This window comes from Rhodoferax sp. GW822-FHT02D07 (assembly GCF_058802405.1).
In genome coordinates this window covers 84395-99094 of record NZ_JBXAOD010000010.1, presented here as the reverse complement: position 1 = coordinate 99094, position 14700 = coordinate 84395, and the positions used below count along the sequence as shown (strand labels likewise).

The 14700-nt window shown below is 64.2% G+C and carries 16 protein-coding genes and 1 tRNA gene; 10 read left to right on the top strand and 7 right to left on the bottom strand.

The features are described from left to right. Positions 1-21 precede the first annotated feature (21 nt). Entirely contained in the window at positions 22-1671 is a 1650-nt protein-coding gene (gene recN / locus AC1RNN_RS19045; protein ID WP_493091226.1) for a DNA repair protein RecN, read from the top strand. Beyond that, the gene (rapZ, locus tag AC1RNN_RS19040) at positions 1671-2543 is read left to right on the top strand and encodes an RNase adapter RapZ (RefSeq protein WP_493091224.1); all 873 of its coding nucleotides are present in this window, start codon (positions 1671-1673) and stop codon (positions 2541-2543) included. Before recN ends, rapZ begins: the two co-directional genes overlap by 1 nt. A gap of 83 nt (positions 2544-2626) precedes the next feature. On the opposite strand, the gene mutY is transcribed toward rapZ, so the two are convergent. Genes mutY through mutM form a run of 3 tightly spaced genes read right to left on the bottom strand, consistent with a single transcriptional unit; the run spans position 2627 to position 6512 of the window. After that, a complete protein-coding gene (mutY, locus tag AC1RNN_RS19035; protein ID WP_493091223.1) occupies positions 2627-3664 on the bottom strand; it encodes an A/G-specific adenine glycosylase in 1038 nt (345 codons plus the stop codon). A gap of 2 nt (positions 3665-3666) precedes the next feature. Next, positions 3667-5646: a dynamin family protein gene (locus tag AC1RNN_RS19030; RefSeq protein WP_493091221.1), complete on the bottom strand. Its 1980-nt coding sequence runs from the start codon at positions 5644-5646 to the stop codon at positions 3667-3669. A gap of 50 nt (positions 5647-5696) precedes the next feature. Continuing rightward, on the bottom strand, positions 5697-6512 hold the full coding sequence (gene mutM, locus AC1RNN_RS19025; RefSeq protein WP_493091219.1) for a bifunctional DNA-formamidopyrimidine glycosylase/DNA-(apurinic or apyrimidinic site) lyase: 816 nt from the start codon (positions 6510-6512) through the stop codon (positions 5697-5699). 39 nt (positions 6513-6551) lie between these two features. On the opposite strand from mutM, the gene AC1RNN_RS19020 reads away from it, so the two are divergent. The 8 genes from AC1RNN_RS19020 (at position 6552) to AC1RNN_RS18985 (ending at position 12710) form a co-directional block, all read left to right on the top strand. After that, positions 6552-8294, top strand: coding sequence for a tetratricopeptide repeat protein (locus AC1RNN_RS19020; protein WP_493091217.1), 1743 nt, complete (start codon positions 6552-6554; stop codon positions 8292-8294). A 77-nt stretch (positions 8295-8371) separates the two neighbouring features. Beyond that, entirely contained in the window at positions 8372-8797 is a 426-nt protein-coding gene (locus AC1RNN_RS19015) for an outer membrane lipoprotein LolB (protein ID WP_493091215.1), read from the top strand. Between the two features lie 31 nt (positions 8798-8828). Continuing rightward, positions 8829-9698: a 4-(cytidine 5'-diphospho)-2-C-methyl-D-erythritol kinase gene (gene ispE, locus AC1RNN_RS19010; protein WP_493091214.1), complete on the top strand. Its 870-nt coding sequence runs from the start codon at positions 8829-8831 to the stop codon at positions 9696-9698. 33 nt (positions 9699-9731) lie between these two features. Further along, positions 9732-9808: transfer RNA gene (locus AC1RNN_RS19005), tRNA-Gln, on the top strand. Between the two features lie 78 nt (positions 9809-9886). Beyond that, positions 9887-10855, top strand: a complete 969-nt coding sequence (locus AC1RNN_RS19000) for a ribose-phosphate pyrophosphokinase (RefSeq protein ID WP_493091213.1) — start codon at positions 9887-9889, stop codon at positions 10853-10855. 97 nt (positions 10856-10952) lie between these two features. Beyond that, positions 10953-11582, top strand: coding sequence for a 50S ribosomal protein L25/general stress protein Ctc (locus tag AC1RNN_RS18995; RefSeq protein ID WP_493091212.1), 630 nt, complete (start codon positions 10953-10955; stop codon positions 11580-11582). A gap of 90 nt (positions 11583-11672) precedes the next feature. Beyond that, positions 11673-12317, top strand: coding sequence for an aminoacyl-tRNA hydrolase (pth, locus tag AC1RNN_RS18990; RefSeq protein ID WP_493091210.1), 645 nt, complete (start codon positions 11673-11675; stop codon positions 12315-12317). A gap of 126 nt (positions 12318-12443) precedes the next feature. Next, positions 12444-12710 carry a hypothetical protein gene (locus AC1RNN_RS18985; RefSeq protein WP_493091209.1) on the top strand — a complete coding sequence of 89 codons (267 nt, stop codon included), beginning with the start codon at positions 12444-12446 and terminating at the stop codon, positions 12708-12710. A 15-nt stretch (positions 12711-12725) separates the two neighbouring features. On the opposite strand, the gene AC1RNN_RS18980 is transcribed toward AC1RNN_RS18985, so the two are convergent. The 4 genes from AC1RNN_RS18980 to rsmD are packed head-to-tail and all read right to left on the bottom strand — an operon-like array spanning position 12726 to position 14653. Continuing rightward, the gene (locus AC1RNN_RS18980) at positions 12726-13016 is read right to left on the bottom strand and encodes a YfhL family 4Fe-4S dicluster ferredoxin (RefSeq protein ID WP_493091208.1); all 291 of its coding nucleotides are present in this window, start codon (positions 13014-13016) and stop codon (positions 12726-12728) included. 39 nt (positions 13017-13055) lie between these two features. Then, complete coding sequence (locus AC1RNN_RS18975) at positions 13056-13502, bottom strand: universal stress protein (protein WP_493091207.1); 447 nt, start codon at positions 13500-13502, stop codon at positions 13056-13058. Positions 13503-13520: 18 nt separating this feature from the next. Further along, complete coding sequence (gene coaD / locus AC1RNN_RS18970; protein WP_493091205.1) at positions 13521-14009, bottom strand: pantetheine-phosphate adenylyltransferase; 489 nt, start codon at positions 14007-14009, stop codon at positions 13521-13523. Positions 14010-14035: 26 nt separating this feature from the next. Then, a complete protein-coding gene (rsmD, locus tag AC1RNN_RS18965) occupies positions 14036-14653 on the bottom strand; it encodes a 16S rRNA (guanine(966)-N(2))-methyltransferase RsmD (RefSeq protein WP_493091203.1) in 618 nt (205 codons plus the stop codon). Positions 14654-14700: the final 47 nt, after the last annotated feature.

Genomic DNA, 14700 nt, shown 5'->3' with positions numbered 1-14700 from the left:
TGACACGACCTGTAGCGAGATATGGCACTCAAACGCATTGTTCTGCGAGATTTTGTAATCGTCAGCGAGCTGGAGCTGGACCTGGAGTCCGGCTTCTCGGTGCTGACGGGTGAAACCGGGGCTGGCAAGTCCATCCTCATCGACGCCTTGCAACTGGTCACCGGCGCGCGCGCCGACACCGGCGTGATCCGCGAAGGCGCGGCGCGCACCGATGTGTCTGCCGAATTCGACTCCGCCCCCGGTGTGCAAGCAATATTGGACGAGGCTGGCTTTGAAGCTGGCGACACCTTGCTATTGCGCCGCACCGTGGACACGCAAGGCAAAAGCCGCGCCTGGGTCAACGGCAGCCCCGCCACCGCCCAGCAACTGCGCGCCATTGGCGAACAGTTGCTCGACATCCACGGCCAGCACGCCTGGCAAAGCCTGACCCGGCCCGAGGCCGTGCGCGGCCTGCTGGATGCCTATGCCAAGGTCAACACCGCCACGCTGACCCAGCTGTGGACCACCTGGCGCCAGGCCCAAGCCGCGCTGGAAAAAGCCCAACAAGCGCAGGATTCGCTGCAGCGCGAACGCGAACGCCTGGCCTGGCAGATTGGCGAAGTGGACAAGCTCAGCCCCCAGCCACAGGAGTGGGACGAGCTCAACACCAGCCACAGCCGCCTCTCCAACGGCCAGGCCCTGCTGGACGCTGCGCAAGGTGCAGTGAACCTGCTCGAAGATGAAGACGGCAATGCGCTGAACCCCTTGCACGCGGCGCTGCAGCTGCTGCAGGCCCAGGCCGCGCTGGAGCCCGAATTCAAGGACCCGCTGGAGGCGTTGAACTCCAGCATCGCGCAGATCGAAGACGCCGTGCACACCCTGCGCAGCTACGCCCGCCGCACCGAGCTGGACCCCGAACGCCTGGCCGAGTTGGACGAGCGCCTGTCGCTCTGGGTGAGTCTGGCGCGCCGCTACAAGCGCAGTCCCGAAGATCTGCCCGAACTCTGGGCCAGCTGGAAAGACGAGCTGGCCCAGCTGGATGCCGCGGCTGATCTGGACGGTCTGCAGGCCGCCGAGCGCAAGGCCCAAACCGCCTGGCTGGCCGAGGCCAAAAGCATCTCCAAACAGCGCACCAAGGCCGCGCCTCTGCTGGCGCAAAGCATCACCCAGGCCATGCAAGGCCTGGGCATGCAGGGCGGCCGCTTCGAGGTGGCACTGGAGCCCCTGGCCCAGCCCCAGCAAAGCGGGCTGGAAGATGTGCAGTTTCTCGCCGCCGGCCACGCCGGCAGCAGTCCGCGCCCCGTGGGCAAGGTGGCTTCGGGTGGCGAGCTCTCGCGCATGGCGCTGGCCATTGCCGTCACCACCAGCCAGCTGGGCACCGCACAAACGCTGATCTTTGATGAGGTGGATTCGGGTGTGGGCGGCGCGGTGGCCGAGACCGTGGGCCGCCTCATGCAGCAGTTGGGTACCGACCGCCAGGTGCTGGCCGTCACCCACCTGCCCCAAGTGGCAGCCTGTGCGGACCACCACCTCGTGGTCTCCAAGACACTGCAGGGCAAAGCCACGCTAAGCACCGTGGCCCCCGTTGCTGGCGAGCAGCGCGTGGGCGAGATTGCCCGCATGCTGGGCGGCGAAAAACTCTCCAGCACCACCCTGGCCCATGCCAAGGAAATGCTGCAGGCGGGCGCGTGATGGAGATCGTGCTCATTACCGGCATGTCCGGCTCCGGCAAATCGGTGGCGCTCAACGCGCTGGAAGATGCGGGCTTCTACTGCGTGGACAACCTGCCGCCCGAGCTGCTGCTGGATTTTGTGGAACTGGAGAAGAAACACAACGCGCCGCGCGTGGCGATTGCCATGGACGTGCGCAGCGCCACCTCCCTGCCGCTGGTGCCGCAGCAGCTGGCCGCAGTGCGCGCGCTGGGCGTGGTGGTCAAACCCCTGTTTCTGGACGCCAGCACCGACACCCTGGTTCGTCGCTACTCCGAGACACGCCGCAAGCACCCGCTCTCGCAGCACAGCAGCCTGCCCGGCGCGCAGGACGAACGCCGCGCGCTGATGGACGCCATTGAGCTGGAACGCGAGCTGCTGGCCGACCTGCGCGAGCAGGCCCACGTCATTGACTCCAGCATCATCCGCCCCTCGCAGCTGCAGGGCTACGTCAAGACGCTGATCGCCGCGCCCGGCGGGCAGCTCACGCTGGTGTTCCAGTCCTTCGCCTTCAAGCGCGGCGTGCCCACCGATGCGGACTATGTGTTCGATGTGCGCATGCTGCCCAACCCGCACTACGACCCCGAGCTCAAGGCACTGACGGGCCGCGACCAACCCGTCATCAGCTTCCTGAAAGCGCAGGACGAAGTGCTGCGCATGCAGCAGCACATCACCGACTTTCTGGAACACTGGCTGCAGGCCCTGGCCCATGACCACCGCAGCTATGTCACCGTCGCCATCGGCTGCACGGGTGGGCAACACCGCTCGGTCTATCTGGTGGAACAACTGGCCCGCCACTTCAGCGGTGCCTGGGTGACGCTCAAGCGCCACCGCGAGATGGACGCAAGGGAATAGAGCCCCCACGCTCCGCCGCTATGCGGGTCGCTGCCCCCTCAGGGGGCGTTTCAGCTTGGGGCGGCCCTACGCTGAAACCTCACTTAACCTTCCAGCAGCTTGCGCACCGGCGCAGGCAAGCCAGCGGCGCTCCACTCTGCGGGCGAGAACCAGGCACCCGCTCCTAAATCCATAGCTGCTTGCGCACTGTCCACGCGGGCTATGTGCATAAACAGGTCTTTGTGCGTGAGGACGTGGGTGAAGGTTGGCAAAAACTCCAGCGCCTTGGTTTGCGCCGGTGGCAGCGCCGCACGCAAAGCCTCTTCACTCTCAAACAGCGGAAAGCACTGCAGCCCTGCCCACACGCCGGGCGTAGGCCGCTGGGCCAGCCAGACCGCGCCATCTTCGCGGCGCACCCACAGCAGCCACAGGCTCTGGCTGCTGCGCTTGAGCTTGCGGGTACGCACCGGGTAACGCTCGGCATCGCCCGCCCTGGCAGCCACGCAGTGGCTGTGCACCGGACACAGCAGGCAGCTCGGCTTCTTGGGGCTGCATACGGTGGCGCCCAAGTCCATCATGCCCTGCGTGTAGCGCGGCATGGCCTGCGCGGCGCCCTTACCTGCCGGCAGCAAACCGGTCGCCGCATCCCATAGCTTCTTCTCGTTGGCGGAAGACGCTAGGTCCGCGTCAAAACCCAGCACGCGGGTCAGCACGCGTTTCACATTCGCATCCAGAATCGCCACCCGCTCGCCAAAGCACAACGATGCAATGGCCGCCGCAGTGGAGCGGCCTATGCCGGGCAGTGTGGCCAGCGTGGCCGCATCGCGCGGAAACTGGCCGCCATGGTCCGCTACCACCCGCTGTGCGCAGGCGTGCAGATTGCGCGCGCGGCTGTAGTAACCCAGCCCGCTCCACAGGCCCATGACCTCTTCGCTGCTTGCAGCGGCCAAGTCGGCCACCGTGGGGCAACGCGCCAGAAAGCGGTCGAAATAGCCCATGACAGTAACCACCTGCGTCTGCTGCAGCATGATTTCCGAGAGCCAGACACGGTAGGGGTCCTGCGTGTTTTGCCAAGGCAGCGTGTTGCGCCCGTGCTCGCGCTGCCAGGCCACCACCCGGGCGGCAAAGTCCTGCGCGGCCACGCTCAGGCGATGACCACGTCCACCGGTGGGGTGGCGGCCGCGACAGACATCAGCGTGGCTGCGTCCTGTGCGGCAATCAGGTAGGCGGTGAGTTCGGAGAGCTTGCTGTCAAGCTGGTCCAGCGCAGACTCCTGCGCACTGATCTCGCCAATGCGGTCGTCCAATCCACCCGCGGCCTGCGAGATGCGGTCGATCGCCTCGATACGGCGCGCAAAGTTGCGGCGGCGTTCGCGCAACTGGGCGTCGAGCTGGGCTGCAGCAGATTTGCTCCACAGCTCCACCTCGCCCAGTGCGTTCTCGTGCACGGAGCGCAAGCGGGTGGACAGGGCGCGCACCAACCGGTCCGAGAACTCGGGCTGGGCCAGCTTGAAGGCATTGCCCACGCCCAGGTACTGCAGGTGGTTGCGCTCGATGGTGTCAAGTTCGGCCACAAACCGGGCCATGTCCGGCTCGGCAGGCACCTGCAAGGAGAAGCCATATTCGCCATTGAGCAGCTTGAAGCTGGCTACCAGCATGCTCTGGATTTCAGTGCACAAGCCCTGCACTTTTTGCAGATTGGCACGCAGGCGGTCGAAGGTCTCGCCGTAGGCGCGCTTCACCCCCAGCTTCAGGCCCTTTTGCATCAAGGTATCGGTCAGCTGCGCCATCTCTTTCTTGAGCGCGCTGGAGCCCAGAATGCCAAACACCTCGCGCAGCAGCTTGAGGTGCACCGAACGCACCGCATGGATCTTGGCGCCACCCTGGTCGAACTCGGCCTGCTCCTGCGAGATGCGGTTGCGCATGTGCTTGATGACGGTGGCGTTCTTGCCCTGCAAGCCCTTGAGCTCCATCATCTGCTCGGTCAGGTCGCGCTTTCGGATGTTGATCACGCGGCCGCTCTCGGCACGCAGATCCACAATATTGCTGGCCATGGCGGCGCCCAAAATCTTCTGGCGCTTGCCCATCATGCCGCGACCCAGCACATCTTCCAGCACGGGCAGGCAGCTGCGCTTGAGCAATTCGTCGTCTTCGGTGACCTTGGCCACCAGGCCCTTCTGGGCGGATACGGCAATCACCTTGTCCTTGGGCAGGCCCAGGATGTCGGCGGTGCTGGCCTTCTGACGCTCAATCTGGGTCTGGATCTGCGCAGGCGTGCTCAGCGCATCCCACAGCGTGTCGATCTTGTTGAGCACCACCAGGCGTGCATCGGGGTCGGTGGACTCGGTGATCAGGTGTTCGCGCCAGATCGACAGGTCGGACTTGGTCACACCCGTGTCAGCGCCCAGCATGAACACCACCGCATGCGCCTGCGGAATCAGGCTCACGGTCAGCTCGGGTTCGGCACCAATGGCGTTGAGCCCCGGCGTATCCAGAATCACCAAGCCCTGCTTGAGCAGCGGGTGGGCGATGTTGATGAGGGCATGGCGCCACTTGGGCACTTCGACCATGCCCTGCGCGTCGACCATGGGGTTGTCTTCAGGCGCCTGGTTGTGCCAGAAGCCCAGGGCGCGGGCTTCGTCCTGCGTCACCTTGCGTGTCTCGGCCACCTTCTCCAGCGCCTTGGCCAGCTGCTGGGGGTTGTTCACATCCAGGTCGATGCGGATCCATTTCTCGGGCGCCATGCGCCATTCCATCAGCGCTTGCGGCTGCAAGCGGGTTTCGATCGGCAGCAGGCGCAGGCAGGGCGGCACATCGGCGTCGTAGCCCATCTCGGTCGGGCACATGGTGGTGCGGCCCGCACTGGCCGGCATGATGCGCCGGCCATACCCTGCGAAGAACAGGGCGTTGATCATCTCGGACTTGCCACGCGAGAACTCAGCCACAAAGGCGACCATCACCTTGTCGGAGCGGACCTGGCCTTCCAGGCGGCGCAGGCGCTCTTCCACTCCGGCGTCCAGCAGGTCGTGGTCTTTCATCCACTCGCCCAGCAGCTTCAGGCGCAGCGCAAACTCGCGCCGCCACGTACCGTGCTGGTCAAACTGTTCGTTAAATGAAGTAGCCAAGAATCCCCCGTGCAATCATTCAATATAGCACCGCCCCCCTGCGCACCCGCTCAGGGTTTCTGGCAAGTGGGACAGAAAAACGTGGAGCGCTGCCCCTGCCGTATGCCCCGTATCAGCCCGCCGCAAACCCGGCATGGCTCGCCCTCGCGGCCATACACCATGGCCTCCAGCTGAAAGTACCCGCTTTCCCCTTTGGCATTGGAAAAGTCCCGCAGGGTACTGCCGCCCTTTTGGACGGCACGCGCCAACACATCGCGGATCGCCCCGTGCAGCCGCGCCAAACGGGGCTTGCTAACCTTGTTGGACGCCGTCGTCGGGCGTATGCCCGCCAGGAACAGTGCTTCCGACGCGTAGATATTGCCCACACCCACCACCACCTCGCCCGCCAGCAGCACCTGCTTGATAGGCCCTTTGCGCTGCGCCATGGCCAGCTGGAAGGCTGGCAAATCAAAGCCATCTCCCAGCGGCTCCACGCCTAGATGCGCCAGCAGTTTCTGTGCCACGGGGTCGGCCTCGCTGGCAGCGAACACCACGGCGCCAAAACGGCGCGGGTCGTTCAGGCGAAGCGTCCCGCGCGTCGTCACCAAGTCAAAGTGGTCGTGCGTGCCGGGCGGCGGCATGCGGCCGCCAAAGGCCACGCTGCCCGACATGCCCAGGTGCACCAGCAATAGGCCCGGGTCCATGTCGAGCAAGAGGTATTTGCCGCGACGGCGCACCTGCTGCACCTGCCGCCCCACCAGTTGGTCCGGGGCGCAACCCAGCGGCCAGCGCAGCGGCTTGCCCAGATGCACGGCCTGCACCTGGCCGCCGGAGATCCGGTCCGCAAAGCTCAAACGGGTGACTTCAACTTCGGGCAATTCCGGCATGGGACCTTCTGGCAATTCGGGTTGGATTATTATGGTCCGATGAACCGATCCAAGCACCTCGTTTCCCTCAGCATTCTGGCGGCCTGTTTGGGTCTCGGGCCACTGGCCCACGCGCAGGACACCGAGGGCGGCCCGGTACAAAACTCGGAACTCAACAGCGAGCTCTTTTACCAATTGTTACTAGGGGAGCTCAGCGCCACCAACGGCGACCCGGCCACCGCCTATGTGCGCATGCTGGATGCCGCACGCAAAACAGGCTCAGAAAAGCTGTTTGAACGCGTCGTGGAACTGGCCCTGCGCGCCCGCAGCGCCGACGCGGCGCTGGACGCAGCCCGCGCCTGGCAGCGGAGCGTGCCCAGCTCTAGGGAAGCCAACCGCTATGTGCTGCAAATCCTGATCGGCCTGAACCGGGTCAGCGACACGCTGGACCCGCTCAAGCGTGAACTCGCTGGCGTCACCGGCAAGGAGCGCATCGCCACCATCAGCCTGCTGCCGCGCTACTTTGCCCGCGTCACCGACAAGGCCCTGGCCGCCCAGCAGGTGGAGCTGGCCCTGGCACCTGATCTGGGCAACGCGCTCACCGGCCCCGCCGCGTGGTCTGCCGTGGGCATGTTGCGCCTGGGCAGCGGCAATGCGGACAGCGCCCTGGAAGCCGCACGCCGTGGCGCGGCGCTGGACCCGCAGGCCGACGAAGTGGCCATCCTCGCGCTCAACCTGATGGAAGCCAAAGGCGCTCAGGTCGAGCCATTGCTGCTGAAGTACCTGAACGGTAAACCCATGCCCGAGCTGCGCATGGCCTACGCCCGCCGACTGATCGACGGCACCCGCTACGCCGAAGCGCTGGCGCAAATGCGCACGCTGACGCAGCAGGCTCCAGCCTTTGCCGACGGCTGGCTGATCAAGGGCTCGCTGGAGTTCCAGGAGAAAAAGCTGGCCGAGGCCGAGGCCTCGCTCAAGCAATACCTGCAACTCGCAGCCCCCCAAGAGAACGCTACCGACGAAACAGAACCCGGCCGCGGTCTGGTACAGGCCTTGCTGCTGCTGTCGCAGATTGCAGAACAGACCCAGCGCCCGGACGAAGCCGGCGCCTACCTGGCCCGCATCCACAGCCCGCAGGATGCGCTGCGCGTGCAGTCCCGCCGTGCCACCCTGCTGGCGCGCCAGGGCAAGATGGACGAGGCCCGTGCCCTGATCCGCGCCACCCCCGAAACCCAGGCCGATGACGCGCGCGCCAAGGTCAGCACCGAAGCCCAGTTGCTGCGTGACTTCAAGCAGTACCAGGCCGCCTACACCCTGCTGCAGGAGAACGCCAAGCGCTTCCCCAAGGACATGGGCATCACCTATGACCTCGCCATGCTGGCCGAGAAGCTGGGCAAGCTCGGTGAAATGGAGCAGCTGCTGCGCAAGGTGATTGCCGAGCAGCCCGACTACCACCATGCCTACAACGCGCTGGGCTACTCGCTGGCCGATCGCAATATGCGCCTGCCCGAGGCCCGCCAACTCATTACCAAGGCCCTGGAGTTCGCGCCCAACGACCCCTTCATTGTCGACAGCATGGCCTGGGTGGAATACCGCAGCGGCAACCTGCAGGAAGCTCGCCGCCTGCTGGAACAGGCCTACGCCAACCGCCAAGACGCCGAAATCGCTGCCCACCTGGGCGAAGTGCTCTGGAAGCTGGGCCAGCGCGACCAGGCCACCATGCTGTGGCGCAAGGCCCTGAGCGAAGACAAGGACAACGACACCCTGCAGGAAACCGTGCGCCGCCTGGGCGCGGCCCTGTAATGCAGCGTCTGGTCACCGCCGGCCTGCGTGCCGGTCTTCTGCTTGCTACACTTTTGCTAGCTGCTTGCGCAACATCCATGGGGGCTAGAGGCACAAATGATGCCGAAAATCACTGGCAAGGCCGCATCGCCATCAAGGTACTCGCTACGCCGCCCCAGAGCTTTGCCTCCAGCTTTGAACTGGACGGCCAGGGCGACGCGGGCCGCCTGACCCTGCTGTCCCCGCTGGGCACCACCGTGGCGCAGATGCAATGGGCCCCTGGCCTGGCCCAGCTGCGCCAGGGCAGCGAGGTGCGCGACTTTGCCTCCCTGGACGATCTGGCCCTGCAGGCCACGGGCACCGCCTTGCCAGTGGCCGCGCTGTTTGACTGGCTGCACGGCACCCCCACCCCCGCCCTAGGCTGGGACGTGGAGCTGAAGCAATTGCCCGAAGGCCGCCTGCAGGCGCGCCGCCAGGCCGACACCGCCCCGGCCGTCGAGCTGCGCATCCTGCTGGAACGCTGAACCCCGCGGGGCAGCCCCGATAATCCGGGCCATGCAGTCGCTTTACGACATTCCCGCCCCCGCCAAACTCAATCTGTTCTTGCACATCACAGGGCGGCGCGCCGATGGCTACCACCTGCTGCAATCAGTCTTCATGCTGATCGACTGGTGCGACACCCTGCACTTCTCGCTGCGCCACGACGGGCAAATCTCCCGCGAAGACCTGAACATGCCCCTGCCGGCCGAAGACCTCACGGTCCGTGCGGCGCGAGCCCTGCAACAGGCCACAGGCTGCGCCTTGGGCGCACATATCGGTGTGCTCAAATCTGTGCCCGCACAAGCAGGCATGGGCGGTGGTTCTTCGGATGCGGCCTCCACACTATTGGCACTCAACCGCCTCTGGAAGACCGGGCTCACCGTGCAACAGCTCTCCGCCATCGGCCTGACCTTGGGCGCCGATGTTCCTTTCTTTCTCAGTGGACGGCATGGCTGGGTCGAGGGCATTGGCGAAAAAATCAGCCCCATCGATCTGCCTGCAGCACGCTGGGTCGTGGTCAAACCCGACGCCGGCCTGGACACAAAATTGATTTTTTCTGATCCCGAGTTGAAACGCGACTCAGAGTGCGCTACAATCTATGGCTTCGCTGCAGATACTTTCGGCAAACCTTGGCGGTACGGCCGAAACGACTTGCAAGCTGTCGCCCAGAAGCTCTGCCCTGGTGTGAATCAAGCGCTGCAATGGCTTGATGACAAGGGATTGGAAGGACGGATGACAGGCTCTGGAAGTGCGGTTTTTGCGCACTTGCAGCACGACATCGATGTGGGAAATGTGCCAAGCGCATTTCAAGTCAAGTTGTGCAGCGGTTTGGAAGTTCATCCTTTGTTGGGGTGGGCAACCAGCGACAGCCAAATGAAGGTTTAGCGGTGGGCAGCACGTTGTGCTGTCAACCTGTGTAGGGGAGTCGCCAAGTTGGTTAAGGCACTGGATTTTGATTCCAGCATGCGAAGGTTCGAATCCTTCTTCCCCTGCCAAATTGCTGTTCGGGCCGGTCCCGCTTCAGCATGCGCATAGTGACGACGTAAACCCAAATTCTCTTCGCTGGATTCCACATGCAGGCTTTCACCCCCCCTGATTTCATGGTTTTCACTGGCAATGCCAATCCTGGCATGGCCGCCGACATCGCCAAGCACTTGGGCATTTCCCTCGGCGCGGCGGCAGTCGGGCGCTTCTCGGATGGTGAAGTCACGGTCGAGATCAACCAGAACGTGCGTGCACGTGATGTGTTTGTGGTGCAGAGCACTTGTGCGCCCACCAATGACAACCTGATGGAACTGCTGATCATGGTCGACGCCCTCAAGCGCGCCTCGGCCGAACGCATCAGCGCCGTCATCCCCTATTTCGGCTACGCCCGCCAGGACCGTCGCCCGCGTTCCACCCGCGTGCCCATCACCGCCAAGGTGGTAGCCAACATGCTGCAGACCGCTGGTGTGTCCCGCGTGCTGACCATGGACCTGCACGCGGACCAGATCCAGGGCTTCTTCGACATTCCGGTGGACAACATTTATGCGTCCCCCGTACTGCTAGGCGATCTGCGCCAGAAGAATTACGAAGACCTGATCGTCGTGTCGCCCGACGTCGGCGGTGTGGTGCGTGCCCGTGCGCTGGCCAAGCAACTCGGTTGCGACCTGGCCATCATCGACAAGCGCCGTCCCAAGGCCAATGTGTCCGAAGTGATGCACGTCATCGGTGAAATCGAAGGCCGCAACTGCGTGATCATGGACGACATGATCGACACCGCCGGCACACTGGTAAAAGCTGCCGAGGTATTGAAGGCCCGTGGCGCCAAGAAGGTGTATGCCTATTGCACGCACCCCATCTTCTCGGGCCCGGCCATTGAGCGTATTGCTGGTGGCGATGCGCTGGACGAAGTGGTGGTGACCAACACCATCCCGCTGAGCGCTGCGGCTGCCCAATGCACCAAGATTCGCCAACTCACCGTGGCACCGCTGATCGCCGACACGATCCAGCGCATTGCCAAGGGTGAGTCGGTCATGAGTTTGTTCTCGGATCAAATCTGATCGGGGCAAAAAGCCGACGCCAACGACCACGGGGTTGACTGGCGTCTTTTAAAACCGGAGTCACACTGGTCGCGGTGGACTCTTACTGGAGTGAGTTATGAAATTTGTCGCTTTTGAGCGCGCTAAGCAGGGCACGGGTGCGAGCCGCCGTCTCCGCGTTACCGGCCGTACCCCCGGCATCGTTTATGGTGGTTCTTCCGAACCCGCACTGGTTGAGCTGGACCACAATGCACTGTGGCACGCCCTGAAGAAGGAAGCCTTCCACTCGTCCATCCTGGACATGGAACTGGCCGGCAAGGAAAGCAAGGTTCTGCTGCGCAACGTGCAAATGCACCCCTACAAGCAACTGGTGCTGCACATCGACTTCCAACGCGTGGAAGCCAACACCCGCCTGAGCATGAAGGTCCCCCTGCACTTCAGCGGTGAAGAGAACTCTCCCGCCGTGAAGGCCGACGCCTGCCTGGTGAACCACGTGATCACCGAACTGGAAGTGGCCTGCCTGCCCGCCGACCTGCCCGAGTTCATCAATGTGGACCTGTCCGGTCTGGTCAAGGGCAAGTCCCTGCACCTGGCTGACCTGGCTCTGCCCAAGGGTGTGACTGCCGTGACCCATGGCAAGCCCAACCCCGTGATCGTGGCCGTGGTGGCCCCGGTGGTGGAAGAAATCGTGGCGGCTCCCGCTGCGCCCGCTGCTGACGCCAAGGGCAAAGGCAAGGGCAAGAAGTAATTCTTCCCTGCGCTGACGCACACACAAGGGCCCACTTCGGTGGGCCCTTGTCGTTTCTGCGGCGCTTTTTTGTACGCGATAATTTTCCCGATGATCAAACTGTTTGTTGGCCTGGGCAACCCGGGCCCCGAGTACGAGGCCACCCGCCACAACGCGGGTTTCTGGTGGGTCGATGCCCTGGCGCGTGAGCTCAAGGTAAACCTCGCCATGGATCGCAGTTACCACGGCCTCATGGCGCGCACCACGGCGCAGGGCCAGACCGTCTGGCTGCTGGAGCCACAGACCTTCATGAACGTATCCGGCAAGTCGGTCGGTGCGCTGGCGCGTTTCTTCAAGATCCAGCCCCAGGAAATTCTGGTGGCCCATGACGAGCTCGACATAGTTCCCGGCGAGGTGAAGCTCAAGTTTGGTGGCGGCCATGCCGGCCACAACGGTCTGCGCGACATCCACGCCCAGCTGGGCAGCGGGGATTACTGGCGCCTGCGCCTGGGCGTGGGCCACCCGGGCGTGAAATCCGAAGTGGCGAACTGGGTGCTCAAGAAACCATCGTCGGACCACCGCATCGCCATTGACCAGTGCATAGACCGCTCGCTCAAAGCCCTGCCCCACCTGCTGGCTGGTGAGATGGACAAGGCCACCATGCTGGTCCACACTAGCAAGCCGCCGCGTCCCAAGCCCCCTCGCCCCGCCCCGGCGCCCGATGCCGGCCCAGCACCTGTACTGCCAACGGAATAAGCCATGCCCCTGCCCAGCCGGAATGCTCTCATTTTCATAGCTGCTTGCGCACTATCTACGGGGGCTAGCGCCCAAAAAATCTATAAATGCGGAGCCAGCTATAGCCAGGTGCCCTGCCCGGACGGCGTGTCCATCCAAGCGGACGACGCACGTACCCCAGCCCAGAAGGCAGCCGCTGACAAGGTGGCGCGCGAAGAAGCCACCCAGGCCCGGCAGCTGGAAAAAGCACGGCTGAAAGACGAGGCCCAGGCAGAGGCATCCAGCAAAGCGGCCAAGCCGCAAACCAAGGCAGAGAAGGCGTCCAAGAAAGAGGACGCGGCTGCCAAAAAGAAGAAGGGCAAGGAGCCTGAGTACTTCACCGCCAAAAACACGGCGGAGCCGAAGAAGAAGTAAGGCGCGGTAGCCAGCTCAGACTGTGGTCTGGGGCTGAACTGGCGCCGGATCGGCAGGGCCTTGCGCCTGCAGGCGGCGGTATTTCTGGAACAGGGTTTCGCGGTCTTCCACAAACTCCGGGTTCACCGGAATGCAGGCCACGGGGCAAACCTGCACGCACTGCGGCTCGTCAAAGTGGCCCACACATTCCGTGCACTTGTGCGGGTCGATCTCGTAGATCTTCTCGCCCATGTAAATCGCCTCGTTCGGGCACTCGGGCTCGCACACATCACAGTTGATGCATTCGTCGGTAATCAGCAGTGCCACGGCAATTCACGCTCCATGGCCGCAATTATCGCCGCAGGGTCAGGATACCTCTTCGTCCTGTGGGGGTTTGACGATGACTACAGGCACTGCACTGGCGTGCAGCACCTCGTTGGAGACCGAGCCCAGCATCGCGCTGCGCAGGGTGCTGGTGCCTCGCGCACCCATCACCACCATCTCGCAACCAAAGCGCTCACAGATGTCGATCAGCGTGTGGGCCGGGTCGCCCTTGGCCACCTCGCACTCGTAGTCCACGCCTGCTGCATCCAGCAGCTTGCGCGCGGGCTCCAGCGCGTCCAGACCGGCTTCGGCGCTCACGTTGTCGATGACCTCCGGGTCGTGGGCCACCAGCATCTCGTAGAGGCTGGCGGGCTCCTGCACATTGGCCAGCACGACCGTCAGGTGCAGGCCCTGCTGGCGCATGCGCAGGGCCACACGCACGGCCTCCATGGACAACTCCGAACCATCCACTGGCAACAGAACTTTCATGGCGACCTCCTTGGGGTGTCAGGTGGCTAATTTGTCCATCAGGCGGGCATGGACCACGGGCGCCACGAACTGGGCAACATCTCCCTTGAGCGTGGCGATCTCGCGTACCAGCGTACTCGAGATGAACTGATAACGCGAATCCGGCGTGAGGATGACCGTCTCCACGTCGGGGGCGAGTGCCCGGTTCATGCCGGCGAGCTGGGCTTCGTAGTCAAAGTCGGTAACCGAACGTACGCCACGCACCATGGCGCGCGCGCCACGTGCCACGGCAAAGTCGCGCACCAGCCCGGTAAAGCTCTCCACCTGCACATTGGGGAGCGGCGCAAACACCTCACGCACCAACGCCAGGCGTTCGTCCAGGGTGAACAGGGTCTTCTTGTGGTGGGCGACGGCCACTGCCACGATGACGGTGCCAAACAGGCCAGCCGATCGGCGGATCAGGTCCTGGTGGCCGAGGGTGATGGGGTCGAAAGTGCCGGGGAACACGGCGATCACGGGGTGGGACATGGGCGCTCCAGACAGGAATGCGGAAATTATGCGGCGCTGTGCTTGAGCAGGTGGGCGTGTACCATGCCGGCCTTGAGATGCCGGTGCACGCTGAGGCCCACCGCAGTCAACAGCGCGTCGGTGTAGGCCGTGGGCGCTTCCAGGTAGACCCAGCCATCCGGGGCCAGGGCACGGGCGCAGGCGCCGAGCGCGGGTTCAAACAGCGGCGCGTCGAACGGCGGGTCGATGAAGATCACATCCAGGCTGGCAGGGGCGGCCTGGCGGATGGCCGACACCCCGTCACCGCGCACCACGTGCACGGCGGTGGCCTGCAGCTGCGCTTGTGTCTTCTTGAGCTGATCGACCAGCACGCCGTCCTGCTCCACCAGCAGCACTTCCTGGGCGCCGCGTGAGGCGGCCTCAAAGCCCAGGGCACCGGTACCGGCAAAGGCGTCCAGGCAGCGCAGGCCTGACAAGTCCTGGCCCAGCCAGTTGAAGACGGTTTCGCGCACGCGATCGGGCGTGGGACGCAGGCCGGGCTTGTCGGCCACCTTGAGCTTGGTGCGCTTCCACTGCCCGCCAATGATGCGAATCTCGTGGCTTTGGGCGGAACGGGGACGGGGCGCGCGGGCTGCGGCGCCGGAAGACGGGACTTTGGCTTTCATGCAAGCAGCTTACCGCATGGGCTGTGGCTTGGCGGAGCGACATGTTT